The 25,807-nt window shown below is 30.2% G+C and carries 25 protein-coding genes and 1 other annotated feature (1 of these 26 running past the window's edge); of the genes, 6 read left to right on the top strand and 19 right to left on the bottom strand.

What is annotated here, in order from left to right; all coding sequences use genetic code 11:
• Nucleotides 1-126 (top strand) — a binding site (T-box leader) (it extends 84 nt beyond the left edge of the window).
• A 407-nt stretch (nucleotides 127-533) separates the two neighbouring features.
• Nucleotides 534-2,474, top strand: a complete 1,941-nt coding sequence (gene thrS, locus FYJ33_RS02650) for a threonine--tRNA ligase (RefSeq protein WP_154530226.1) — start codon at nucleotides 534-536, stop codon at nucleotides 2,472-2,474.
• Nucleotides 2,475-2,740: 266 nt separating this feature from the next.
• Here thrS and FYJ33_RS02655 read toward each other — a convergent pair whose 3' ends face one another.
• Together FYJ33_RS02655 and FYJ33_RS02660 are read right to left on the bottom strand one after the other, a co-directional pair.
• The gene (locus tag FYJ33_RS02655; protein ID WP_154530227.1) at nucleotides 2,741-3,928 is read right to left on the bottom strand and encodes an MFS transporter; all 1,188 of its coding nucleotides are present in this window, start codon (nucleotides 3,926-3,928) and stop codon (nucleotides 2,741-2,743) included.
• 317 nt (nucleotides 3,929-4,245) lie between these two features.
• Nucleotides 4,246-5,535 carry a 5-formyltetrahydrofolate cyclo-ligase gene (locus tag FYJ33_RS02660; protein WP_154530228.1) on the bottom strand — a complete coding sequence of 430 codons (1,290 nt, stop codon included), beginning with the start codon at nucleotides 5,533-5,535 and terminating at the stop codon, nucleotides 4,246-4,248.
• Between the two features lie 81 nt (nucleotides 5,536-5,616).
• Here FYJ33_RS02660 and FYJ33_RS02665 point away from each other — a divergent pair, with 81 nt between their 5' ends.
• A complete protein-coding gene (locus FYJ33_RS02665) occupies nucleotides 5,617-6,348 on the top strand; it encodes a phosphatase (RefSeq protein ID WP_154530229.1) in 732 nt (243 codons plus the stop codon).
• Between the two features lie 86 nt (nucleotides 6,349-6,434).
• On the top strand, nucleotides 6,435-7,118 hold the full coding sequence (locus FYJ33_RS02670) for a L,D-transpeptidase family protein (protein ID WP_154530230.1): 684 nt from the start codon (nucleotides 6,435-6,437) through the stop codon (nucleotides 7,116-7,118).
• On the opposite strand, the gene FYJ33_RS02675 is transcribed toward FYJ33_RS02670, so the two are convergent.
• Entirely contained in the window at nucleotides 7,119-8,516 is a 1,398-nt protein-coding gene (locus tag FYJ33_RS02675; protein WP_154530231.1) for a carbon starvation CstA family protein, read from the bottom strand.
• 261 nt (nucleotides 8,517-8,777) lie between these two features.
• Between FYJ33_RS02675 and eutH the strand changes: the two genes are divergently transcribed.
• On the top strand, nucleotides 8,778-9,848 hold the full coding sequence (eutH, locus tag FYJ33_RS02680) for an ethanolamine utilization protein EutH (protein WP_154530232.1): 1,071 nt from the start codon (nucleotides 8,778-8,780) through the stop codon (nucleotides 9,846-9,848).
• Nucleotides 9,849-9,856: 8 nt separating this feature from the next.
• On the opposite strand, the gene FYJ33_RS02685 is transcribed toward eutH, so the two are convergent.
• The 6 genes from FYJ33_RS02685 to FYJ33_RS02710 are packed head-to-tail and all read right to left on the bottom strand — an operon-like array spanning nucleotide 9,857 to nucleotide 12,126.
• Entirely contained in the window at nucleotides 9,857-10,210 is a 354-nt protein-coding gene (locus FYJ33_RS02685) for a GNAT family N-acetyltransferase (protein WP_154530233.1), read from the bottom strand.
• Complete coding sequence (locus tag FYJ33_RS02690) at nucleotides 10,185-10,526, bottom strand: HIT family protein (RefSeq protein WP_206046592.1); 342 nt, start codon at nucleotides 10,524-10,526, stop codon at nucleotides 10,185-10,187. Before FYJ33_RS02690 ends, FYJ33_RS02685 begins: the two co-directional genes overlap by 26 nt.
• Before the next feature lie 13 nt (nucleotides 10,527-10,539).
• Nucleotides 10,540-10,965, bottom strand: a complete 426-nt coding sequence (locus FYJ33_RS02695) for a GNAT family N-acetyltransferase (protein ID WP_154530234.1) — start codon at nucleotides 10,963-10,965, stop codon at nucleotides 10,540-10,542.
• An 11-nt stretch (nucleotides 10,966-10,976) separates the two neighbouring features.
• Nucleotides 10,977-11,378 (bottom strand): NUDIX hydrolase, encoded by a 402-nt coding sequence (locus tag FYJ33_RS02700; RefSeq protein WP_154530235.1) that lies wholly within the window; start codon nucleotides 11,376-11,378, stop codon nucleotides 10,977-10,979.
• Complete coding sequence (locus tag FYJ33_RS02705; protein ID WP_328598642.1) at nucleotides 11,366-11,809, bottom strand: GNAT family N-acetyltransferase; 444 nt, start codon at nucleotides 11,807-11,809, stop codon at nucleotides 11,366-11,368. The genes FYJ33_RS02700 and FYJ33_RS02705 overlap by 13 nt, the downstream gene beginning before the upstream one ends.
• Nucleotides 11,806-12,126, bottom strand: coding sequence for an NUDIX hydrolase (locus tag FYJ33_RS02710; protein ID WP_154530237.1), 321 nt, complete (start codon nucleotides 12,124-12,126; stop codon nucleotides 11,806-11,808). The genes FYJ33_RS02705 and FYJ33_RS02710 overlap by 4 nt, the downstream gene beginning before the upstream one ends.
• A 176-nt stretch (nucleotides 12,127-12,302) precedes the next feature.
• On the opposite strand from FYJ33_RS02710, the gene FYJ33_RS02715 reads away from it, so the two are divergent.
• Nucleotides 12,303-13,142, top strand: coding sequence for a helix-turn-helix domain-containing protein (locus tag FYJ33_RS02715; protein WP_235900753.1), 840 nt, complete (start codon nucleotides 12,303-12,305; stop codon nucleotides 13,140-13,142).
• Here the strand turns inward: FYJ33_RS02715 and FYJ33_RS02720 are convergent.
• From FYJ33_RS02720 to FYJ33_RS02745, 6 genes are all read right to left on the bottom strand, one after another.
• The gene (locus FYJ33_RS02720) at nucleotides 13,105-13,458 is read right to left on the bottom strand and encodes a hypothetical protein (protein ID WP_154530239.1); all 354 of its coding nucleotides are present in this window, start codon (nucleotides 13,456-13,458) and stop codon (nucleotides 13,105-13,107) included. The two genes, FYJ33_RS02715 and FYJ33_RS02720, sit on opposite strands and share 38 nt — an antisense overlap.
• A gap of 174 nt (nucleotides 13,459-13,632) precedes the next feature.
• Complete coding sequence (locus FYJ33_RS02725) at nucleotides 13,633-14,076, bottom strand: hypothetical protein (protein WP_154530240.1); 444 nt, start codon at nucleotides 14,074-14,076, stop codon at nucleotides 13,633-13,635.
• A 159-nt stretch (nucleotides 14,077-14,235) separates the two neighbouring features.
• Nucleotides 14,236-14,721, bottom strand: coding sequence for a hypothetical protein (locus FYJ33_RS02730; protein ID WP_154530241.1), 486 nt, complete (start codon nucleotides 14,719-14,721; stop codon nucleotides 14,236-14,238).
• A complete protein-coding gene (locus FYJ33_RS02735; protein ID WP_154530242.1) occupies nucleotides 14,718-15,395 on the bottom strand; it encodes an ABC transporter ATP-binding protein in 678 nt (225 codons plus the stop codon). Before FYJ33_RS02735 ends, FYJ33_RS02730 begins: the two co-directional genes overlap by 4 nt.
• Entirely contained in the window at nucleotides 15,395-16,672 is a 1,278-nt protein-coding gene (locus FYJ33_RS02740; RefSeq protein WP_154530243.1) for an ABC transporter permease family protein, read from the bottom strand. The genes FYJ33_RS02735 and FYJ33_RS02740 overlap by 1 nt, the downstream gene beginning before the upstream one ends.
• A gap of 5 nt (nucleotides 16,673-16,677) precedes the next feature.
• Complete coding sequence (locus FYJ33_RS02745; RefSeq protein WP_154530244.1) at nucleotides 16,678-17,700, bottom strand: ABC transporter permease; 1,023 nt, start codon at nucleotides 17,698-17,700, stop codon at nucleotides 16,678-16,680.
• A 559-nt stretch (nucleotides 17,701-18,259) separates the two neighbouring features.
• Between FYJ33_RS02745 and FYJ33_RS02750 the strand changes: the two genes are divergently transcribed.
• Entirely contained in the window at nucleotides 18,260-19,162 is a 903-nt protein-coding gene (locus tag FYJ33_RS02750) for a CPBP family intramembrane glutamic endopeptidase (protein ID WP_154530245.1), read from the top strand.
• 533 nt (nucleotides 19,163-19,695) lie between these two features.
• On the opposite strand, the gene FYJ33_RS02755 is transcribed toward FYJ33_RS02750, so the two are convergent.
• From FYJ33_RS02755 to FYJ33_RS02770, 4 genes are all read right to left on the bottom strand, one after another.
• On the bottom strand, nucleotides 19,696-21,477 hold the full coding sequence (locus tag FYJ33_RS02755; protein ID WP_206046593.1) for an ABC transporter ATP-binding protein: 1,782 nt from the start codon (nucleotides 21,475-21,477) through the stop codon (nucleotides 19,696-19,698).
• Between the two features lie 23 nt (nucleotides 21,478-21,500).
• Nucleotides 21,501-23,291 carry an ABC transporter ATP-binding protein gene (locus FYJ33_RS02760; protein ID WP_154530247.1) on the bottom strand — a complete coding sequence of 597 codons (1,791 nt, stop codon included), beginning with the start codon at nucleotides 23,289-23,291 and terminating at the stop codon, nucleotides 21,501-21,503.
• Between the two features lie 390 nt (nucleotides 23,292-23,681).
• A complete protein-coding gene (locus FYJ33_RS02765; RefSeq protein WP_154530248.1) occupies nucleotides 23,682-24,866 on the bottom strand; it encodes an ABC transporter permease subunit in 1,185 nt (394 codons plus the stop codon).
• Nucleotides 24,859-25,767: an ABC transporter ATP-binding protein gene (locus FYJ33_RS02770; RefSeq protein WP_154530249.1), complete on the bottom strand. Its 909-nt coding sequence runs from the start codon at nucleotides 25,765-25,767 to the stop codon at nucleotides 24,859-24,861. Before FYJ33_RS02770 ends, FYJ33_RS02765 begins: the two co-directional genes overlap by 8 nt.
• Nucleotides 25,768-25,807 lie beyond the last annotated feature (40 nt).

Genomic DNA, 25,807 nt, shown 5'->3' on the forward strand with positions numbered 1-25,807 from the left:
TTAACTGAAGACTACCTCTGAGTGGCTTTAATACAGCCCGTTTAAAATCACGTTACGATTTTCATGAGTGGCTAATTATTATTAGCAATCAGGGTGGAACCACGAGAGTAATATCCCGTCCCTTTCTATTTATTTAGAAAGAGACGGGATTTTTTATTATCAACTTTTACCACATATCACTGTTGCATGAAGTTATTTTATGAACAATATTTTATTCACTCAAAAAGATGAGAATTTAATATCAATGTAAAATGTATAGAGTATAATGTATAATTTCGGATTGAACTCCCTAATGGAGTTCCCAAAAGAGAACACATTTCTCTTTAAAACACTTTGCGTTAATAATTTCAGAGACTTGGAGGTGTCCTCCATTAAGATTTTAAAATTAGCCAGCGCAACGCTGCTAATTTTATCCTGAATTATACATTATACGATATAAATTATACATTAACCTGCTAAATTAAAATGAATATATCAACTACAATGCAGCAGTACAACAAAAACAACATACAACATGAAAGGAGATTCTTTATATGATTAAGATTACTTTAAAAGATGGTTCAGTTAAAGAAGTTGAAGCTGGACTTTCAGTACTTGAAATTGCAAAAAGCATCAGCGAAGGATTAGCAAGAGTTGCTCTTTGCGGAACAATAAATGGTGAGGTAGTAGATTTAAGAACAGTTGTTAACGAAGACTGTGCTCTTAACATCTGCACATTTGATTCTCAGGAAGGAAAAGATGCATTCAGACATACAGCTTCTCATGTATTATCAGCTGCTGTAAAAAGATTATTCCCTGAAGCTAAACTTGCAATCGGACCTGCAATAGAAAATGGATTCTACTATGACTTTGACAAGGAAGGTTCATTCTCACCTGAAGATCTTGAAAAGCTTGAAGCTGAAATGAAAAAAATCGTTAAGGAAAATGCTGAAATAAAGAGATTTGAACTTTCAAGAGAAGAAGCTTTAAAACTTATGGAAGAAAGAAACGAAAACTACAAAGTTGAATTAATCAACGATCTTCCAGAAGGCGAAGTTATTTCATTCTATGAAGTTGGCGGCCTTGTAGATTTATGTGCAGGTCCTCATATAATGTCTCTTAAACCATTAAAGGCATTTAAATTAACAAGATGTACAGGAGCTTACTGGAGAGGAAACGAAAATAACAAAATGCTTCACAGAATTTATGGAACTGCTTTCCCTAAGAAAAGCGAACTTGACGCTTTCCTAGAAGCTCTTGAAGAAGCTAAGAAGAGAGACCATAATAAACTTGGAAGAGAATTAAAATTCTTTACAACTAATGAGAATGTAGGCCAGGGTCTTCCACTATTAATGCCTAGAGGTGCAAAAGTTGTTCAGGTTCTTCAAAGATGGATTGAAGATGAAGAAGAAAGAAGAGGCTATGTATTAACAAAAACTCCTTTCATGGCTAAGAGCGACTTATACAAAATTTCAGGACACTGGGATCATTACAAAGATGGCATGTTTGTTTTAGGAGATGAAGAAAAGGATTCTGAAGTTCTTGCTTTAAGACCTATGACTTGTCCATTCCAATATGCTATATACTTAAGTGAACAACACAGCTACAAAGATCTTCCTATAAGATATGCTGAAACTTCTACTCTATTCAGAAACGAAGCATCAGGAGAAATGCACGGACTTATAAGAGTTAGACAGTTTACGCTTGCTGACGGACATCTTATCGTAAGACCAGACCAGCTTGAAGAAGAATTCAAAGGCGTAGTTGATTTAATAAAATACGTTATGACTACTTTAGGAATCGAAAACGACGTAACTTACAGATTCTCTAAATGGGATCCAAACAACACTGAAAAGTATATAGATGATCCAGCTGCTTGGGAAAGTACTCAGAATGCAATGAGAAAAATATTAAATCACTTAAATATCCCATTCACTGAAGCTGATGATGAAGCTGCATTCTACGGACCAAAGCTTGATATTCAGTTCAGAAATGTTCATGGAAAAGAAGATACTCTATTCACAGTTCAGATAGACTTTGCTCTTGCTGAAAGATTCGGAATGTACTACATTGACCAGAATGGTGAAAAACAGCTTCCATACATCATCCACAGATCATCAATCGGATGTTACGAAAGAACTCTAGCAATGCTTATAGAAAAATATGCAGGTGCTCTTCCAACTTGGATGGCTCCAGTTCAGGCAAAGGTTCTGCCATTATCAGATAAGTACAATGAATATGCTGAAGAAGTTGTTACTGAATTAAGAAGAAGAGGTATCAGAGTTGAAATTGATACTAGAACTGAGAAGATCGGTTACAAAATAAGAGAAGCTAGATTAGAAAGAACTCCATACATCCTTGTTGTTGGTGAAAAAGAAGCTGAAAACAGAGAAGTATCTGTAAGAAGCAGAAAGAATGGAGACGAAGGTGCTCTTAAACTTGATGAATTAGTAAACAGAATAGTTCTTGAAGTTGCAAACAAAGAACACGAGTAAGAGATTTTAAGACCTATTCCGACTCCTCCGTCGACACGCTCCAAGTAGGCTCTGCATAGGTCTTAAAACTCTTAGATAACTAAAGGAAAAAAGTGCATTTCTAAATGCACTTTTATATAAAACTAAAAATGCCAGAGGTAATAAACCTTCTGGCATTTTTTAATGGAGGCAAATCCTCCAAACCTCCTGTTAAATCACTGAACGTGATTTAACCTGTTGTTCTTGCTTAGTTTTATGCTTATTCTTAGTTATGTTCACCAATATAGCTATCTCTTTTTTCTTAAAAGTATTATCATCAATGTGATTTGTAAAATACCCAGTCCAAAGAATGTGTAGTTTAGGTTAAGCTTGTCTGCAATTAGTCCGCTTAATGGAAACAGCAAAACCATAAACATTGAAAACAGCATGCTGTCTATTGATAAGATTGTTGCTCTCTGTCCTGATGGTATCAGCTTATTTAGGGAATTAGACTGTATTGGATATAAAAGCGAATTTGCATAATTCATTATTGCGAAGAAAGCTACAGCGAGAAATGCATTATTTAAGCTTATAATAATTATACTTATTCCCATAAGAACTGAGGCTGCATATTTTGTTTTTTCTCCTAACACTGATATTACCTTTTCACAACTGAATGCCCCTAATACTGAAAACGACCCACTTAACAGCATAATAAGACTTATTGATATTTTATTAAAGCCAAGAAGACTGAAATACTGTTGACCGTAATAATAAACTATTGTGTTAAATGTAAATACCATTGGAAAATATAGAAGTACCTTAAGCAGCTCCCTATTCCCCTTTAATATCTGATAACATTTCTTAAAGTGATTTATAAGGGACACTCTTTCCTCTTTTTCACCTTTAATGCAGACTGCCGGCTCTTTAAACAGCAATGCTGGAAGTATTGATATAAGTGAAATAACTATAACAGTAATGTAACATACTGAATACGAGTACTGTGCAAGCACTCCCCCTGCAAAAGTAGCCATTCCCTGTGATACCTCAATAATCATATTAATTCTGCTGTTTACCTTGATATAAGCCTCTTCTTTATTTACAGCTTTCATACTGTCATAAACAAGTGCCTCTTCTGATCCCGAATTTAGATTATAGCTAAGTGCTGAAACTATAAACGCTATTGAAAAAGAAAACACATTGCTGGAAAAGAACATCATCACAGCAGATACAGCACTAAGTATTCTGCCTATTATTATTACTCTCTTTCTGCCAAATAAATCTGCCAGTGCTCCAGATGGCACTTCAAAAAGGAAGCTCGACACATGGAAAACACCTTCGGCTATTCCCACCTGATATAGTGGCAAACCTTTAAACACCATGTAAAGTACCCAGATGGCACTGGATATATCAAAGTTATGAAGAAAACAGTACACATAGTCTGCTCTGACGTTTCTCTCCATACTACTATTCATATTTTTCTTTATATTAACCATATCAAAAACTCCTATCATCTTTTATTAAATAAAAAAACATGGAATCGAAGTTCCATGTTATCTACAGGAGTCCTGCTTACTCATTTAACTATCTAAATAAATAAAGATGATAAATAAATGACTTCCTAAAAAAGGGCGCAGTTATCCTGTAGTGTCTCTGAAATATATGATAATACATATGAACTACTGCTACATACCGCCTTATAACCAAAGCCATTCATTTTATCATCTCCTTTCTTCTCCAATAAATATAGCTAAATTTTATCATAATATTATATGTTCTGATGTGTAAAACATTAATTAAAAAATACTCTGCACTAGTAAATAATCTTCTCTATCTTAACGTCATGTTCTTCTTCTGGTACTTTATCAATAACTTGAAAATCATAACATAGTGCAACTGTATGAGCTTCCTTATGACGTTTTATAAAATAATCATAGTAACCTGCACCATGTCCAACTCTTCCTCCCTGATTATCAAAAGCAAGTCCAGGAACTATTATAAGGTCAATCTTATCCATTTTATCTTTATCATCAATCGGTTCAAGGATACCATAAGGCTTTACTGGTTTAAGTTTAGCTAGAGAATCAATAATAACTGCATCCATGGTAATTTTCCCCGTAACCTTTGGCACAGATATATTTTTACCATCCTCTATAGCTTTCTCTATTAATATAGAAGTATCTATCTCATCATTCATGCCAATATAGCAGAAAATATTCTCTGCCTTCTTATATATATCGCTTGATGTAAGTTTATATACAAGCTGTCTGTCATACTCTTCTTTTCTGCCGACATCACCAAGAAACTCCTCTTTCTTAGCCTTGATAATATTACGTACATTTTTCTTTTCTTCAATAAGGATCTGCTTAAACATAAAGCTGCAGAATTCACCGCTTTCCTTTTTATCTATGAGCATTTCTTCATCACTGCCATAACACTGAAGCGCCTGGATAATAATATGTACATACTTTTCATCAAGATTGTCAGCAGCCCATATTCCTCCCTGCTGTTTAGACATAACTTTTCCTGTCTTAATATATGAAAGAACCCTACAAAGGTTTAAAACTGTATAAATTGGTTCAGTAATAATTGTCTTCTCTGCTTCCATGATGTCATCTTTTATGCTATCCATATAATACTTCTGTGGAATATCACCAAATACATCATCAATTTTCTTTCCATACCATACTAATCCACATTCTTTTATGACAGTAAAATGTGCTGCAAGATCAATATCGTCACCATTCATAGTCCTGCAGTAATTATCAGGATCTTCCTCATATCTTTTTAAATGCATATTAGAAAAATGTAATTCAAAGGGTGTAGGACATTTAAAATTACGGCAGTATTCTTCAAGTACAACACTCATTTCAATTCCCTTTTCAGGAAAACTCTCCTGCATATCATATATAACTTTCATAAGTGCCATCTTTTCAGTCTGTGAGATTTTATCCTTTACTACAACAATAAAATCTATGTCACTCTTCTTAAAATTAAAACATCCAAAAGCAATAGAGCCATGTACATAAATCCCTGTGAGGTTATCTCTAAGTATGCATCTAAATTCTTTTGTTATGTTATCAAGAATTACTTTATACTTCATTACTAATCCCCCATTTTATAAAAAACCAATTTATTGATATAATATAATTATATCAATCTTACACAAAAGGAGAATCACATTATGGAATTTTTATCAGATTTACATACTCATACAATTGTAAGTGGACATGCTTATACAACATTAACAGAAAACATAAACTACTGTGCACAACATGGAATAAAAATACTTGGAACATCTGAACATGCTCCATCTATGCCAGGTGCTCCTCACAGATGGTACTTTGGTAATATGAGAGTTCTTCCAAGAGTTATAAATGGTGTTACTCTTCTTAAAGGTTGCGAAGCTAATATTATGAAAGAAGATGGAACTTTAGATATGAACGATCATGATGCCAGATCTCTAGATTACATGATTGTATCACTTCATGAACCATGCTTTGAACCAAGTAGCAAGGAAGTTAACACTAAAGCAGTACTTAACGCTTTAGATAAATGTGAAAAAATCGAAATAGTTGGACACTTAGGAAATCCAAACTACGAACTAGACTATGAACCAATCGTTAAAAAAGCTAAAGAACTTGATATAATGATTGAATTTAATAACTCTTCTGTATCAGGAATGTCAAGAAACGGTAGCAAAAAGTTCTGTACTGAAGTTGCGAAGCTTTGCATGAAATACGGAAATAAAGTAATATTAACATCAGATGCTCATTACTGTGATTACATTGCAAAATTTGATGAAACTATAGAAATGCTTAAGTCTATTAACTTTCCTGAAGAACTAATAATGAATGACCCTGAAAAACTAATCGCTCACTTAAAAAGCAAAGGCAAACTAGAAGACCTAAAATAGAATGATCATTGATAATTGATAATGAATATTTATAAGTCCTTTTTCTCAAACTAACCTTGTAAATAATAAAATTAAGGTGGATTTATATGAGAAAAAGGATTTTTTTATTTTTAATAGTTATTATAATGATTTGTCCTACTCTATGTTATGCTGAGGAAAATGAAGAGGCTCTTCTTAAAAATCATAAGAGTTATAATGTATTTATAGATTTGAATGATCTTACACTTAATCTCGTTGATCCTGTAACAAAAAAATTCGAAAAAAAATATCCAATAAGCATAGGCAAAAAAGAAACGCCTTCGCCTATTGGAAACTGGCATGTTAAAAGCAAAGCAAATTTAAAAGGTCCATTTGGTGGCTATTGGCTTGGACTTGATGTTCCTTGGGACACATTTGGAATCCATGGAACAAACAGACCTGACTCCATAGGTTCAATGGCCTCTCATGGCTGTTTTAGAATGAACAACTACAATATAATAGAAGTATTTAACAGCGTTGATGTAGGCGCATCTGTAATAATTTATCCTGGACCAAACTTTCGTTTTTCAATTTATTCAAGAATCATAAAACCTAATGATTCTGGATATGATGTTTATGAAGTACAGCGGCGTTTAAAAGACCTTGGATACTTTAAATATGATCCAAACGGTATATATGGCTATACATTAGAACAGGCTGTACTTAATTATAAATTCAACTTTGGTCTTGGAGACACCCCTGAAATAGATGGAAAATTTCTTGATTCTATCGGGCTGCCTCTTATGGATTAACTACTCTGCTTGTTTCCTTGTATATCTACAGAAAACCACAAATAAAATCAAAGCAAATACTACACCTGCACAATTTGAAACAGACGCTGGAAGCGTAAGACCTTCTGGTGCCTGTAATATATATGCACTTGTAACTGCTGACATAAATACAGCAGGTACTGCACATATCCAGTAATTTTTCTTGTTTTGAACCATATATGCTGCTGCTGCCCAAAGCATAATCATTGCTAACGTCTGATTTGCCCATGAGAAATATCTCCAGATTATTGTAAAATCAATAAATGTAAGCAATATTCCTACTACAAATAATGGTATTGCTATTTTAAATCTGCTTAAGATATTTTCTTGCTTTATCCCAATTGCATCTGCAATTGTAAGCCTTGCACTTCTAAAAGCAGTATCTCCTGATGAAATAGGACATGCTACCACCCCTAATATAGCGAGAACTGCTCCTACTTTTCCTAATAGAGTATTAGAGATTACATGAACAACACCTGATGCTCCACCCTTTGCAATTGCTTCACTCAAGCCACTTGTTCCTCCAAAGAAAGCCATAGCAGCTGCTGCCCATACAAGTGCAATAACACCTTCAGCAATCATAGAGCCATAAAATACTTTTCTAGCTTCTGATTCCTTCTTAACGCATCTTGCCATAATTGGTGATTGAGTTGCATGAAATCCTGATATAGCTCCACATGCTATAGTTATAAATAAATATGGGAAAATAGGTGTTCCTTTTGGATGTAAGTTGCTAAACTGTATTTCTGGAACTACATATCCCTTAGCAAAAATTCCAATTCCAATTCCTACAGCCATAATAAGAAGACATGCTCCAAATATAGGATAAATCTTACCGATGATCTTATCTATTGGCAGTACTGTTGCTAATATGTAATAAACTATTATTATTGCGATAAGTATATTTCTATCAATTCCAGTAAGTGTTTTCAACAAATCTGCCGGTCCTGTTAAAAATACTACACCAACAAGTACAAGTAGCACTACTGAAAATACTATCATTATTTTTCTTGGCCATTCACCAAGATATTTTCCTACCAGCTCAGCTACTGATGCTCCTTCATTTCTCATTGAAAGTACTCCTGTAAAATAATCATGTACAGCTCCTGCAAATATACAACCAAAAACTATCCATAAAAATGCTGCTGGTCCCCATAAAGCTCCTGATATAGCTCCAAATATCGGTCCAAGACCTGCTATATTTAAAAACTGAATCAAAAATATTCTCGGCCAGCTCATTGGTACATAATCAACACCATCCTGCATTTCTTCTGCCGGTGTCTTTATAGAATCATCAGCACCAAATGTCTTGTCTACAAATTTACCATAAATAAAGTATCCTACAATAAGAGATACTAGCGCTAATAAAAATGAAATCATATTGTCCCCCTCCACTTTTCTTTTGCATCCCATTAAAAGATTGTTATTTTTTCTACAAAGTTTTGTATCTTTGAATAGTATACATTATATTTCCTAAAAACAAAATACTTTTTATTGAATTTTCAGAAAATTTAAAACATTCTCTAAATGTATACATTATCAATAATATTATCACAATTTAAAAGGTAGTTATTTGATATATTGTTTATATTTATTATGATATAATATAAATCAAATTATATATTCATAGGAGATATAGACATGCAGAATTTTTTATTATACATAATAGCCATTTTCTTTGTTATCGGTGCTATTGATTATATAATGGGAAACAAACTCAAATTAGGCCACTTATTTAGCAATGGATTAAAAACTATGGGACCATTAGCAATTTCGATGGTAGGTATTTTGTCCCTCACTCCTTTGTTTTCAAATCTCATAAATACATATTTATCACCTTTTATGACTAAATTATCTTTAGATCCATCAATCTGCTCATCATGCTTTATAGCAGTAGACATGGGAGCTTATAATTTATCGTTAAAAATTGCTCAAAGCAGTTCTTTTATAAAGTTTTCAGGAATTCTTGTATCTTCAATTCTTGGATGCACATTAAGTTTCACTTTGCCACTATCACTTGGTATGATTAAAGAAAAAGATATGAATTTGCTTGCAAAAGGTATGCTTTGTGGACTGATAACATGTCCAATAGGTCTGTTTATAGGTGGATTACTTTTAAAAATAGAATTTTCTATTCTTTTATTAAACCTGATGCCAATTATAATCCTTTCTGTTATTTTATCAGTATTTATAATATTTAAACAGGATATGTGCATAGCAGTATTTAAAATCTTCGGGAAGTTAATCGTAACAATAAGCATTATAGGACTTATTCTTCAATCAATAAATTCAATTGCAGGAATTCAAATAATAGACAACCTTATGGACTTAAAAGAGGTGCTTTATATTGTAGGAAAAATAGCAATATTTCTTGGTGGTGCATATGTAATGCTGGAATGTATACAGCGTGTATTTAAAAAACAACTTGCAAAGCTTTCTACAAAATTCAATATAGGCGTAAATTCAATTACTGCTCTTATAGGTTCACTGGCTTCGGCCATTGTTGTCTTTTCCGATTTTGATAATCTTGATGATAAAGGAAAAATATTATGTTCTGCATTTTCAGTAGGTGGCGCATACGTTTTAGGTGGACAGTTAGGCTTCGTTGCCAGTGTAGATACATCAATAATAAGCATATATATTATAACTAAATTAATATCTGGAATAGCAGCCATAGTTTTATCATCAATTATTCACAAACATAATAGCTGATAAAACTGCTACTCCGCTTCCCACAAAAATATATATTGTTCAGTATTAAACCTATATACCTTTTTCATAACCTTCATTCCTAACTTATTCAAAAGTCCACATGATGCTCTATTAGCTGCCTGAGTCTCAGATACAATCTTTTTTATATCAAGTTTATCTGCTGCATATCTAAGCATATATCTTGTGACTTCATAAGCATAACCTTTACCCCAAAAATCTGATACGAATTGATATGATAATTCCTTATACTCTCCATCATGATAATCATCTATAGAAACTAACCCAATAAGCTCATTAGAATCTGTTAATCTTACTGACCAGTAAAATGAACCATCCTCACATATACACTTTTTCTGCTCCAATAATCTTTTTGTGGAGTTTTATAATATCATTACTTATTCTTAAAATATGTGTTCCTAAATCAAGTTGCATTTCAGAAATATCCTCATAATGTTGCTTTGAGACTATAATGGTCTGCCCTACTGCTCTTGGAAATTTTTCAAACTGACATCTTATAAGATCATCTTCATAAATAATCAAACCATCCTCAGTGAAAATATCACCTGTAATAAAATTCTCACATGAAAAACATATCCCTTTATCCTGATATTCTTTTATTTTTCTACGTCTCTCCTGAAGCAAAATTTCATCATTCTCATCAAGCGGTTTAACATACAATTTTACTCACCTCTTAATAATATTTTTTAAATCCTCTGACATCCTCAGTAAATCCTAAGTTTTCATAAAACTCATGTGCCTTCTTCATATATGCTTTAGATACTAAAATAGAATAGCCACAATTACTTTTCATAGCAAATTCATCAATACTCTTCATAAGCTTGCTACCAATTCCTAAATCCCTGAATTCGCTCTTAACAATCACGTCTTCTATAACAAGAAAATTCCTGCCTTCATATCCTAAAAGCATGCAGCATACTGCTAAAGCTGAGCCAACAATTTTACCTTTTTCCTTTGCTACTAAAACAAGATATTTATCATCTTTTAGCATTTCATTATAAATCTTTTTTGCTTGTTCTTCTGTATTACTATATTGCATAAGTTCCTTATATAATTCTAATAACTCATTAATATCTTCGCTTCTCAACTTTTCAATCATTTGAACCCTCCCTATCTAAAAACTCTAAAACTGCTCACTCTATTATCATATGCATCATTAATTCTTGTAATATTCCAAGAATGAATCTGTTTGGGCAGATTATTTCTCTCAAAGAAACCTATCTTTTCAATTTCATCATTAGGAGTCCACTGTGTATGCTCCTTAATTACTCCTTTAAAAACAAATACTACTTCATCTTTTGCTGGAGTTGAATAAACAGATATAAGCTTTTCTATATCAATAATATAGCCAGTTTCTTCATAGACCTCACGCTTTGCTCCCTCATCAGGCGACTCATTCTTTTCAAGATGTCCTCCTGGCAAAGTCCAGTTATGAGAACCATAATTAATCTTCACACAAAGTATCCTGTTCATATCATCAAAAACGGCTGCAAAAACACCTACATTCGCCATAGTAATTCCCTCCTGTATCTCATCTGATCTCTATTATCTATAAATACTCTGTCCACTGCCTTAAAGCCACAACTCTCATAAAACTTTCTTAAGTTTGGCCTGAATGTTCCGCAGTTTAATCTTATCGAATGGATATTATTAGATTTACAAATATCATCAGCTGTAGCCATAAGCTTTCTGCCATAGCCCTTCCCCTTATGTTCTGGCAGTAGTGCCAGTTTATGAATCACTGCAAAATCACTATTGTCATCAGACCAAAAAAGTTTGTCTCCATACTGCAATATATAAACACCAATAAGCTCATTATTCTCATAGCATAGTTTCATGTCCTCAATTTTGTATTCTTTAAGAAGTACATCTGGTTTCAATTTTTTTATATCCCACATATGCATTCCTAATTTATCAAGATTCCTGGCAGCCTCTACAATCACATTAGTGAATATCCACCACATAGATTCTGTGATACACAGAAAGGCATGAAGCTTGTTATTGTATAGTCATTTACTTTGCTTACTTTAACATCTCCCTCTCCTTTTATTTCTTTGATTTTAAGTCCTGTTTTCTCTCTTATTTCCCTTCTTAGAGCCTGAAAGATATCTTCATATTCTATTATCTTACCAGCAGGAATTTCTAAAAGCTTGTCTGTATCTCCTTCTTTATATCTCTTCTGAATAAGAATACAATCCTTTCCGTTAACGTTTCTTTCAATAATTGCCCCTACAGCAGGTTTTACAAATACTTCTTGCATTATTTATCTTCCTCCATGTATTCTTCTTAAAATTTCACGCTTATTTGTCTTGATTTCTTTATTATGGTAATATATTGATAGGTTTACATCAATACAGATATAAAAAATGATAATAAACTTGAAAAAGTGGTAATTTAGACTTGAATACCATTCAAGTATTTAAGAGGTGATTGTTTTTGAGCAGTCTAAATGATTTAAATAAAAAGATATCTTTAGAGATAGCTTTAGTTAAGCATAATGATATAACTGATGTTAATAAGGTAAAGGAAATTAAAAATGATATGTACCAGAAAGCATCTCTTGTATTTCTTCACAACTTAAAAATTCTTATAATGATAGAATCAACACAGAAGAAACTGGCAAAGAAGATTGGAATTTCTGAAGACCTGCTTTCAAAATACAAGTCAGGTGCAGCTTTTCCTTCTATAGAAACTCTGTTATATATTTCAGAAATATATAATATCAAGCTAAATGATTTTCTTACAAAGCCTTTAAGTATTAATGATTTCTCTTCAGATAACAACGATCCTGACAACTCAATATTTGAAGATAAGTATTATGCATATTTTCTTGTAACAAATATAGGAAAAAAAGGTGTAATTCATGAGGGAACATTATCTTTTGATGAAAACAGAGTAAATTTTAAAATATTAAAAAATACAAATATACTTAAAAGTTTTGATGGATTATATCATAAAACTGGAAGAATAATTTCTATTGAACTCAAAAGCAACGAAGATGGAAATGCTTATATAAATATGATTAAACCAAGCCTTAACAAGAAAAAGTATGTAGGTGGAATTGCTCTATTAATGCTTCCATCTGACGCTAACAGCAAACCATGCTGTCAAAAGATTATCATTAGTAAATATAAGATAAACAGATCCGACTATAATTCTGATCTTTTAGATTTCTTAAAATTTCATAATAAAAATTATGAAGCTGATAGTATGAAGCTTTCAGTCAGTGATGATGAAATCATATATAACTTTCTTCAAAGTAATTTTTCTTCTTAAATCTTCTTTTTCCATACCTTTTAGCTGCTTCTTTATAAGCAGCTTTATTTACTTTATAATTACTTTTATCCACAAACGACTTGCTTACATAACGATACAGCATGTTAGGATTACAGATTAAGTATCGTTCTGATCCATAGTTTTCCTGTACGTCTATGCTTTTTTTCTTTTTCAAAGACAGCTCATCTTTATTTATAACTTCTTTGCACTCTTCTTGTCTATTAACTTTAGATGCTTTACTTATAGAATTAGACGTATATTCAAGCACTTTATTAATCCTGCCGAAATCCACAAAACCACTTCCTTTATATTCCATTTATATCAAGAAGTATACTCTTTCTTTTGCTGTTTGTAAATATATGTAAGTTATTTTTGTGTGTCGCCTTTTCCATAATTCCATATTTCTTAACAAAAAAACTGTCAGATTAACAGCTTTTACTGTTAATCTGACAGTTCTCCATTACTTAATTTATATATTCTAATCTATCTTCTATTCATCCATCATCCACTGATCTAGAATTCTGAACTCTTCTACATTCTTAAACTCTATAATTTCCTGCAACTTGCTAAGTTCAGAATACTTCTTACTATCGCCAACAACCTTATATTCCTTAGTATCCTCTTTACTACATATAAGAATAATTATCTTATCTCTATCTCTGCTTCTCTCAGCAAAAATAAGCCCTATAATCATTGATTTATTGTAGTTCTTACCATAGTTAATTCTGCAGTATGTACTTTTATCAAGTTTTATTGCATACTCAGGATATTCGTTCATGCTGCATTTTTCACTATATCTAATTATATTTTCTAAAAAACTGAATAAGCCATAATCTTTTTCAGTAAAATTACACCACTCAACTTCTCCATTTTTCGTTCTAGCCTTTAATGACTCAATTAATTTAATGCAAAATTCATTTTGTTCTGGACACATATTCAACTCTCCCTCTATTCTACTATATTAATTTTCTCGATATAATAAAATAAAACTTTATGATATATATTAATCCAGTAAACTCACCTTTATCCTATATCTATAAGCATCATAGCAAAATCTATACATAATATTCCAAAACATTAAATTGATATTTATTTAAAAAATGCTATAACTATAACCAGTTAATTTATACATCCCATGAAACTTATTGCTTTTAACATTTATGATGTATCCATTATCAGATTTCACAATCATCATCTTACTTGTTTTCTCGCCGCTTTTAACTGTAAAAGATTTGATAACATCATAATCTGAATTAAGAATCTCTACAATTATTTCACCCTCAGGTTTCTCTTTTGTAAAATATGAACAACCTTTAAGTTCATCTATAGTAGCTGGAATTTTCACAAAATTATTACTATCTGGGTTTTCTTTACCTGATAATGAGTCAATATTTATCTTTACAAGATCATACTTATCTTTATTGTCAACATTCTCTCTAGGTGGACTACTTTGCTCATCAAGATACTGAAGACCATTCCCCCCTATATATTGTCTATTATTGTACATTAAGAGTCCCTTGATTCCCAAAGCAATTATGATAACAGCTATGATTAGTAAAATAATTCTTTTTTTTCTCATTTTTCAATCTCCTTTACCATACCATCTTCAATATACACAATCTTCTTACACATACTTCCTACTCTTTCATCATGAGTAATTATAATAATAGTCTTTCCTTCATCATTAAGTTTCTTAAATACCTTCATTATTTCATCACTATTCTTCCTATCAAGTGCTCCTGTAGGCTCATCTGCCAAAATTATATCTGGTGAATTAACAAGTGCTCTTGCTATAGCTGCTCTCTGATTCTGACCTCCTGACAGCTCTTTAGGTAACTTGTTCTTCTTATCTTCAATTCCCATTATCTTTAATAAATATTCTATCCTCTTTTTCTTTTCTTTTGATGAGACATGTGCATAATCAAGTGGTACCTTAACATTCTGGAATATAGTATAATCATCAATCAATGCAAAATTCTGAACAACAAAGCCAACATGACTGTTCCTGTACTTTGCAAGTTTAGCATCCTTTAATGAATCTGTTTTTTCACCATTAAATATATATTCTCCTTCAGTAGGTTTATCTAAAAAACCAAGAATATTTAATAGTGTAGATTTACCTGAACCTGATGGTCCCATTATTGCAAGGAAATCGCCTTTGTCCACATTTAAGTTAATGCCTCTTAAAGCTTTTACTTCATTTTCTCCACACCCATAAGTCTTTTTAATATTTTTTATTTCAATTAAACTCATTATTCACTTAACCCCCTTACAACATCATTAACCTGAAGTTTCTTAAGTTTTCTGCATGGTACATAAGATATAATAATAACCAGTATTAAATAAATCACAAAAATAACTATAAACACTCTGCTGTCATAATCATGGCCATCATTCATCATCAATTTCTTATACTCTATATAAGAACCTATAAGCGTTCCTATTCCTAAATATATAACTACTGAATATATATTTCTAAGAATAATATCTTTTTTTGATGCTCCACATAAAAGATGTGTACCATACTCAATTCTTTTATCTTTTATACTGTTTAGCTGTACAGTAATTATGCCGAAAGCAATAAAAAGTAAAATAACTAAATTAAGAAGAAGTGCTGCTTTTAAGTCTTTTCTTGTAAAGTTAATTAAATTCTGTTTTTCTTTTTGCATGCTTATAAGATTAAAGCTGTACAATCCAAGAGTATCACTTATACTTCTTATTTCTTCAGCTGACTTGTTCTTATTAGAAGTTATTAAATTAATTGAAGAAAGCCATGGCATTACTTTCTCATTACAATTTTCTGATGATTTTATATCTTGTATAGGGCATATTACCTTATCATCAAGAGTTTCAATTCCAGAACGATCAAACATATATTGATACCTATCAAGAATTCCTACTACCTTCAGCTTTTTAAGACTCATTGAATTACGATAATCAAAATGCTCAAATTCATCACCTATCTTATAAATACCTTTATAATCTGCTCCTAATAAAATTGGATATACATCTTCACTATCAAAATCTTCTTTCTTTAATGTTCTACCATTTTCAATATTAAATGGAAAATTTGATGCATATGAGTTATCAACATATAATGCTTTAATATCACTGAATTTTCCTTGTACACTATCTATAGGGTTTAATACATACTTTCCTTTATCTGTTGGATTACTATAAAATTTATCTTTATCTGTAAACTTTTCTATAATTATATTTGAAAAGTTATATGATACTACAGTTCCATTATTTAATGTTTTTAGTTTTTTATATAAAGAAAATATCTTCTCACCCTTATCAGGATCTTTATCTATATTTTTTTCTTTTCTAAAACTATCGCTATATGAAATACTATACATATCATTTCTATTAAGTGTATTCTTTGATTTTGTATATAAATCATAAGCCTTTATGCTCTGTAATATACCTGGCGATAAAATACATGTTCCTATAGCTGTCTGCAATATTATAAGAATAAGGATAAGAGGTTTCTTTACCATTTCATTAACTGCATATTTTAAATTATTCATTTCTATCACCTCATCATCTCTGCTGGCTGAACCTTTACAGCTTTAATTATAGGTACAATAGCACTTATCAGTCCTGAGAAAAATGTTATTAAGAACACACATATCATTGTTGCAAAATATAGATGAACATATCCGTCAGCAGCATAAGTTACTGCTAAAAATATTACATATCCTGCTACAAACGATAATATGCTTGTCAAAGAAAGTTCAAGTAGAATTTCAAGAGATATCCTGACTCTTGTTGCTCCCATTGATCTCTTGATTGCAATTTCTTTTATTCTCTTTTTGATCCAATATGATGTTATAAGAAGAATATTAATAACTAATAAAGCTATTACCTTTAGCATATCTGCAACAATTTCTTTATAACTATTTTTAAGCTTGTCCGATAACGGACTTTCATACCTTGGTGGCAATTCATTAACAGTAATATCATCATTTTTATATTGTGATACTATATTAGAAAATATTTTTTTAGTGTTTGCTGCTGCATCTATTGTCATATCATCAGTCATTATAGTGCTATCTTTTTTCATATAATAATCAAGATTATAATAAATCCTATAATCATAATATGATTCTTCCTTGGAATCCCCTATAACTCCAATTACCTTATAATAATCATTGTTTAAGTAATAGTAATTCTCACCATTTTTCTTTTCTATATTTCCCTGAAGTTCCTTTCCAATAACAATAAACTTATTACCTTTGCAGAAATCATTTTCATTAAAAAATCTTCCTTTTACTATAGGCGGAATCCTTTTCAATTTACCCTTTAAATATATTGCTCTAGCCATATTAGCATCTTCTTTTGTTAGTAATAAATAATCATCATTTATATTAGTTAGATGATTTTTAAGATTTTCATCACCATTTACATTTATTCTAAAGTTAACAGCATCAAAGCTCAAGAAATCGTTACCAAAAGAATTAATGCTTATATCTTTCTGAATAAGATAAACAGTAGTGGCTGAAAAAAACGACACTGCTATAAATATGATGATTAAGTATATATTTTTCTTTATCATATTTATCACTCCTACTTGCTATTTTAATATGTATATAAGGCTCCAGATTTTAATTTAAAAATTGTATTCTTGGTGTGAAGTAGAATCTTTATAGCCAAAAGATCCTTGCCATCCTTTTACGTCCCTAGTTCTAACATGTCCCCAACCGCTTTGCCATCCGCTTGAATCTACTCCTGTTCTTACCATCGCTTCGACTGTATAGTGTTCATGCTCAGCCCATGCATAATGATAATTACCTGAACCATATAAATGTCCAACTAGTCCATCATATGCATATGCAGCTGTTGGTATGCAAAAAGCTCCTATTAAACTTAATGTAACAATTCTTTTTTTTATGGTATTTTTAATATTACCACTCCCCTTTCAATACAAGTATATCTTTTTTTTACTTTTTTTCAATTATTATCAAAAATTTTTTAATATAAATATTTCATTCATAATTCAAAAATTTTCAATTATATTCTTCATTACTTCTTTATGTGAAATTATACCACTTTTAGGTTATTTTGTATTGAAAATTTAATATTATATAATAAGTTTAAAAATGAGGTGGTGTAACATGAAAAACATATTTATAAATGATAACCATCAGATTAGAAGTGGTTGGAAAATTGTTATTGCTTTATTAAGCATATTTCTTGTTGTTCCTATCATATTAGGAACACTACTATTACCTATATTCGCATTATGTGGATTTAATACTTCAGATAGGTATACTTTAAGTCAGATAAGTATATACATTCAGGAAATCATTACAATTATAATTCCAATAATATTGTGGAAATTACTTGATAAAAAGAACCTTACTGAACTTGGTCTGCCTTCTATAAAAAATAATCATCAAAACTTTATATATGGTCTTTTATTCGGTGCTCTTTCATTAACAGCCGCAGCTATTATTATTTTATGTACAAATTCTTCTATACTTAAAGGAAGCTTATTAAAACCAAACTTTTCATTACCAATCCTTACTGCTCTTATATTGTACATCTTAGTTGGCTTTTCTGAAGAAATCTTATGCAGAGGTTACTTTCTATCAGTACTGAAACAATGTAAAAATAAATACGTACCTTACATGGGATCAGCAGTAATCTTTGCATTAATGCATTCATTAAATCCAGGTATAAGTGTATTATCATATATTAATTTATTTTTATTTGGACTTTTTGCAGCATATGCTGTATATAAAACTAAAAGTATATGGCTTGGAATTGGTTTTCATATTACATGGAACTTTTTTCAAGGAAACGTATGGGGATTTCTTGTCAGTGGCACTACCAACAAAGATTCTATATACACTATACAGGTACTAAATAAGAACATCATTAACGGCGGTGATTTTGGTCCAGAAGGTGGACTTGCTGTAACTCTAATACTTATACTATTAATTATTATGCTTTATAAATTTGTACCAATAAAAAAAGAAGCAGAGAATGATGACTATCTCACTAATACGCTTTAATATCAATTGTGTACTCAGTGTAATAAAAGGGATTTTGTAGATTATGTCACAGGTCAAAAGTCACAGGTCACAGATAAGGATGAAACTTCTTCACAGCAGTTTCCTTGATAATAAATTCAGCTTAACTGTGATCTGATAACTATGAACTCTATGACAAATCTCAGTTTGTCTATAAGAATTATATGCTACAAAAAATCATTATTTTGCTGTATTCATATCTTTTATAGTTTCTTCTCCATAAGATAAAACTTTCCTTTTAATCACAACACTATTTCTCTATAATTTATTATACTTTTATCTTATATCTTTTTAATTAAAATCAAGCAAATTCAATGCATTTACAATAATGTCACTTTTACTTCAACAAAAAGCTTTGCCAATAACTTATTTTTCCAAATCAATGATTATTTGTTTAATTGAAGTTATACCACGAAACATATCTATCCTTGTATAGAACTTTTTATAGCTCTCTATGTTTCTCAATATATCAATTAACATCAAAATAAATCATTTTGTAATTACATAAATAATAATTATTTATACCATTTACTCTGCAAATTGTACATTTCTCTATACTTTCCCTCTTGATTAATTAAACTTTCATGTGTTCCTTGCTGAACAATTCTCCCCTTATCTAATACAATAATTCTATCAGCTAATTTCGCTGATCCGAGTCTATGCGTAACTATAAATGATGTTTTATCTTTAGATATTTTTTGGAACTTATTATATAGTTTTGTTTCTTCAATTGGATCTATTGCAGCTGTTGGTTCATCAAGAATTATCATATTATGTAATTTATAAAAACCTCTTGCTAAAGCTACTCTCTGCCATTGACCACCTGATAACTCCACTCCATCAAATTCGCGTGAAAGCATTGTATCATATCCATCCGAAAAATCAACCTTTCTCATCTCTAAATCAGCCTCTTTAGCAGCACTCCTTACTCTTTTTTCATTTACATCTGATATTGTATCACTTATTACGATGTTCTCTTTCAACGTCATTTTATACCTTTGATACTTTTGAAATACACCTGATATAATACTGGATAAACTCTTTATTGAAACCTCTTTAGTATTATATCCTGCTATTTCTACATCTCCATTACTGGGAATGTAAAGACCTATCAAAATTTTAATTAACGTACTCTTTCCTGACCCATTCTCTCCAACAAGTGCTATAGTTTCACCTGGATTGACATATAGATTAATGTCAGCAAGTGCATCTGAAGTCGTTCCTGGATAAGTAAATGAAACATTATCTAATCTGATAGACGGATCATCATTTATTACTGCATCTTTTCCAGTACGTTCTTCTGCACTTAAAAATCTTATTAAATTATTCTGAGTACCTATATGCTGCATAATACTACTTATATGTTTACATATAAGTTCCTGCATCCTATTTACAAATGTTATTAAAACACCACATACAGCTCCAAAAGCACCAATTGAAATATATTTTTTAAGCATACTATCTATAAGAATGAATAGTACAATAATATAACCGCTTAACGTAAAAAGCTTTAAGCAGATTTCTATTTTAATAACCCTCTTTTGAATCTTCAATGTGTATTCATTATATTTACTTAATGATTCTTTATATAATTTCATAAAATAGCCTGCACACCCTAATGATCTTGTTTCTTTATAATACTCCTTATCTATTAAACATCTTTCATAATATTTAAATTGTCGTCGTATTGGTGCAATTTCATCCTCTAAGTTTGTAAAAAGCTTTATTTTTATGACTTGAGATATCATTATTGGAAAGAATATTAATGCTATTGATATCACAAGAACTGGCCTCAATTTATATAAATATATACCTATAAATACGAAGTATGGTATGTAAAACATACTTACTACTAATATCATTCTCACAATAAAAATACCACTTTCGGTACCCTCTTCTGCTTTATTTATATCATCTAGAAAAAGTGGATTTTCAAAATCAGTCGGATTAATTTTAGAGCTTTTTATATTAATCTTTTCTCTAATCTTTCCTTCAACTTTTGTACTAAAATCATCACCTATAAAATTCATAACTCCATTAGCAGCCTGATATGATATTAAGCATATACCTAAAAATAATAATTCTAGACAAACTCCATAAAAAGTGCACGTTTTGTTGAAAAACTTCTCTATAGAATCAAGAAAATTATTCATGGTTACAGTATTCATAGTTGATAAAGCTGCTGTTAATAGACTAACAATGCAGAAAAAGCCAAAATATAAGGGACATGCTTTTACCACCATGGGAATCATAGTTTTTATTATATCAATTATTTTAATCTTGCCACTTTTATTCATAATTATCATACCTTCTATATACTTTATGATTTAAAATACCAGCTTTTCTGGCTTTCAAACATTTTTGCAAATAAGCCATTATTCTCTATCAGTTCATCAAATGAACCTTGTTCTGCTATTTTCCCTTGATCTATTACAAATATATTATCAGCTATTTTAGTTGAGCCCAAACGATGACTAATAAATATTGTTGTACTTCCCTTACTCATACTTGAAAATCTCTGATACATATCATTTTCGCTAATAGGATCTAACGCAGCTGTTGGCTCGTCCAGTATTCTAAGTTCTGAAGAGCTCATCATTGCTCTAGCCATAGCAACTTTCTGCCACTCTCCGCCAGATAAATCAACACCATCTTTTTGTATCTTACCTAGGTTTGAATTTAGACCATTTGGAAGCTTTTCTATTGTATCTTTAAGGCTTAAAATATCCAAGAAAGATTCTATATCTTTATTTTGATATTTATTTACACAACCCAAATAAATATTATCTTTAACTGATATAAAATATCTTGCGAAATCCTGATAAACAATTGAAAACATAGATTTGATTTCACATTGACTATATTGTCTTATTGATTTACCATTAATTAAAATTTCACCCTCAAAATCTTCGTATAATCCTGTTATTAATTTTGTAATAGTTGTTTTTCCGCTGCCGTTAGTTCCAACTAAAGCATAATGTTTTCCCTTCTCAATTTTAAAACTCATATTTTTTAAAACATATTTTTCAGTACCTGGATACTTAAAAGATACATCCTTAAACTCTAGTGAATTAACTACAACATTAGGTGAAATTGGTTCATCCAAATATTCTTTCTTACCTGGAAGATTTAATATTTGAATCAAATCTACTATATATTCTTTATTTTTAGCAAGACTGTTAACGTAACTAGGAAGCTGCCATGATAAATTCTGTATAAGTAAAGTCTCACTATTTACTATTGAAATAAAAAGTCCAATTGATAATTGGCCAGACCTTACGGAAAACAGAAGTATGAGGATTGTAGTTAATGATATGAAAGCTGTTATAATTCCTCCAGACTTTGCTTTTATAAACCACTTAAGATTTACCTTAAACAATAATTTTCTTGTTTTCTCAAACTGTCTATGCCATTTCTCATTGATTTTATTACTGTAACAAAATAACATTCTTTCATCTACAGCATCACGACCATTTAATACTTCAGATAAATAATCAACTTCTCTGATATATCTTCGAACTTGCCTATTAGCCTGGTAACTTGCCTTTCCACCGTTTATAGCCAATTTCAGCAATGGTATTGAAATTGCTACAATTAATAAAGCTGACCAAAATACATTCATAGCTAGGACACCAACAACTCCACAAATAGTAATTAATAATGATAATATATCGAAAAACTGGCTGTATGCGTCCTTACACTGTTTTTCAGGCTCTTTGCAGACTCTTGAAATAAGATCACATGTATTTTGATTTTCAATATTACTATATTTTAATGAAGTTACTTTATTTATAATGTAAACCTTAAAACTTACTCTCAGATTATTCTCTAACCTTGTTTCATCATAAGTAACTAAATAGTCGTATATCCATTCATATGCTGTACAAATCATTATTAGAGTAATTGCAATAATAATATCACTATAGCCACTATGATATTTAAATAACGTAATTGCAGAATTTATAAACTTAGCAATTGCGAACATATTTAACGTTGGTATTATTCCGCCGATTATTTTTAAAATTGCAATCATTATTGCACTGTAAGTGCTATATTTTATTGGTATTTTAAGTATATATCCTAATGTGCTTTTTCTTTCTTTTAATAACATCCACTTCACCTTACTTCTACAAATACAATTTAAAAAATCATTATATCTTTTTACGTATTAACCCCTTTATATTGGACAAAATCTATTAAATTCTTCTTTTTTCTCAATATTATATCTTTATGCAAATTTTATCTAGATGCTCTCCAAGATAAAGAGTATAAAATTCCTTTGGTGGCATATAGTTTAAACTTGAATGTAATCTTCTTTCATTGTAAAAAATCATAAATTCATTAACTGTTGGTTTTAAATAAAGTTTGATCAAAACACCACTGTCAAACCGCATTGTTATGTAAAATAAAGAGGACTATTTTGAAACAAAGTTTAATCAAAATATTCTTTTTTACATTTCTAATACATTTATTTTTTGTAATAAAGTTTGAATAAAATAATTTATCTGCTCAGCAAATTTGTACTATTAGTATTAAATTTTGCCCATGTATGTTTGTTGAAACACATAAAATTAGTAAATATTAATATTATTGAAAAAATACTTAATGTTAATATTCCATGATAAAAATCGACATTATTATTAGAATATATAGTTGATGCAGTTCCCTGTAATACAGATGAGATATCAAAATAAGCAAATGGGTTTAATGAGGCAATACTTTTAAGCATTCCTTTAGTCGTAATCATATATAATGCTATTGATATAATAATTGAAACAGCCATGGACATACTCGTATTCTTAAATAAAGATGACATAAACACAGACAAACTAGCCATAAAAATAATCATACAAACAAGCATTGTTATCTCTAACATAATAAACTTTCCAATACCAATATACTGAATAACATTATTTTTAAAATATTGTATTGGATATTCACTTGAACCAAATCCATTAATAATTCCCAGTGAAATAAAAAAAATAGTTAAAACAAATAACAATATAAAAACTGACAAGATAATCATAGCTAAGAGCTTACTGATCAATATCTTTGATTTACTTACTGGTTGAGTAAATAACAATTTGTACGTATTAGAATCAAATTCAGAAGATACTACATCAGCACACAATATTATTACAACAATTGCAATTAAAATAGAAAATGGACTATTTAAAAATATCCTAAAAAAATTATAGCCTTCCATAGATACACCAGTAAATATAGGTACTATTTTCTTTTCTAAAAGCAATGAGTTCATCTTTATATTATTTTTCAAATTTTCTATATTATCTGCAGGAGCTACTATAGTATTATTTTCTATGCCATTTACCTCATCTTTATCGAGTTGTATCTTGCATTTCAAATATGTACTATAATCTTTATTAATATAAGCTTCCTTTTGCTTTTCATATATTTTTATCTCTTTTTCTTGAGTTTCTAACAATACTTCAAGATTTTTGTTTCCCGGATACTGCTTTAATGTATCTTTTGTATCAGGAATATCTTTCTTAAGAGATTCTATGCTATAATCTATTGAACTTATTTCACTCTTTTTATATTGATTTTCAAGACTGGAATTAATCATAATAAAACCAATAGATAATGCTATAAAAATCATTATTATAAATATATTCTTTTTTCTATGAAAAAACTTTTTTATTTCAAAACTTATCATATTACTCATTCTTTTTTCCTCCTAGATAGATGTCCTTATAAATAGATTCTATGCTATTATTTGATATCTCTATATTTTCATATTCAACATGCTTTTCCACCAATATAGACATTAACCTAGAAGTATTGTTTTTATTAATATACATATATATTTTGTCATCTTTAATTGTAACTTTAGACACAATATCTATGTCTTTAATCTTTTCATATATGGAATTCACATCATTTACAGTTAATATTATAGTTTGAGTTTCTTTATCTTTTTCAATCTTTTCATTTTCAATCAATTGACCATCTTTAATAAATATAACTCTTGTACATATTTTATCAATCTCACTAAGAATATGAGAAGATATAAGTACACTCATCTTATTTTTCTTAGCCGACTTTATAATTAATTCTCTTAAATTCAGTACCCCTTCAGGATCTAATCCATTAGTTGGCTCATCAAGTATTAATAGCTTTGGTTCTGTAAGTAATGCTATTCCTAAAGATAATCTTTGTTTCATACCTAAAGAATAAGTTTTTACTTTATCATTTATTGCATCACCAATATTAATAAATTCAATAATACTATTCATTTTTTCAATTGATACTTTATTTAATTTTCTTATAAAATTAATATTCTCATATCCACTCATCATTTCATAAAGCGATGGATTTTCTATTATACTTGAAAATTCTGAAAGGTATTTAATCCTATCATCCTGAAGTGATAATCCACAAATTTTAATAGTTCCAGAATCTTGGTGGATTAACCCTGAAATTATCTTCATAATAGTAGTTTTACCAGCACCATTCGGTCCAATTAATCCTAATATTTCACCTTCATCAATATTCAAATAAATATTTTTCAAAACACTTTTTTCCTTAAAACTCTTATTTATATTTTTTATACTTAAAATATTCATATTTCACCTCATATACTTTTGCGGAGGATGTCACAATAAA

This window comes from Inconstantimicrobium porci (assembly GCF_009696465.1).
Lineage (GTDB): Bacteria > Bacillota > Clostridia > Clostridiales > Clostridiaceae > Inconstantimicrobium > Inconstantimicrobium porci.